This is a genomic window from Vibrio sp. 1078-1, assembly GCF_033340475.1.
Genome location: NZ_JAWOWM010000639.1, coordinates 1 through 581 on the forward strand (window position 1 = coordinate 1; position 581 = coordinate 581).

The 581-nt window shown below is 44.2% G+C and carries 1 protein-coding gene; it reads right to left on the reverse strand.

Annotated features, from left to right (window positions below):
• On the reverse strand, positions 1-581 hold a 581-nt coding region (locus R7190_RS29240; RefSeq protein WP_318138121.1), incomplete at both ends, for an extracellular solute-binding protein.

A 581-nucleotide genomic window follows, 5' to 3' on the forward strand; every position in this document is an offset into this window, starting at 1 on the left:
CTTTTTGCTCTTTGTCGTTAACCATTTTGCCTAGGTAGTAGCTGTTACCCAAAGAAACATCACATAGACCTTCTTTGATCGCTTTTACTTGTGCACGGTCGTTACCTTGAGGTTTACGAGCAAGGTTCGCTTTTACGCCTTCCAACCATTCTTTCGTTTCTGCTTCGCCGTAGTGAGCGATCATCGAAGAAACAAGAGATACGTTGTATGGGTGCTTGCCGCTGCGAGTACAAATCTTACCTTTGTATTCTGGTTTGGCTAGATCAGCATAGCTAAAGTCCGCACCTAGTTTGCCAACACGGTCGCGAGAAGAGTAAACACTGCGAGTACGTAGCGTAAGTGCAAACCACTCATTCTCTTTGTCTTGGTACTGAGCTGGTACATTTTCTTCAATGATCTTGCTATCAACTTTCTGAACTAGACCTTTGTTTGTCAGTTCTGCTAGACGGCTGATATCAGTAGTCAGGACAACGTCCGCTGGGCTGTATTCGCCTTCCTGAGCTAGTTTCTCTGCTAGACCTTCCTTCGCAAATTTAACGTTTACTTTGATGCCAGTTTCTTTAGTGAACTCGTTGAACATT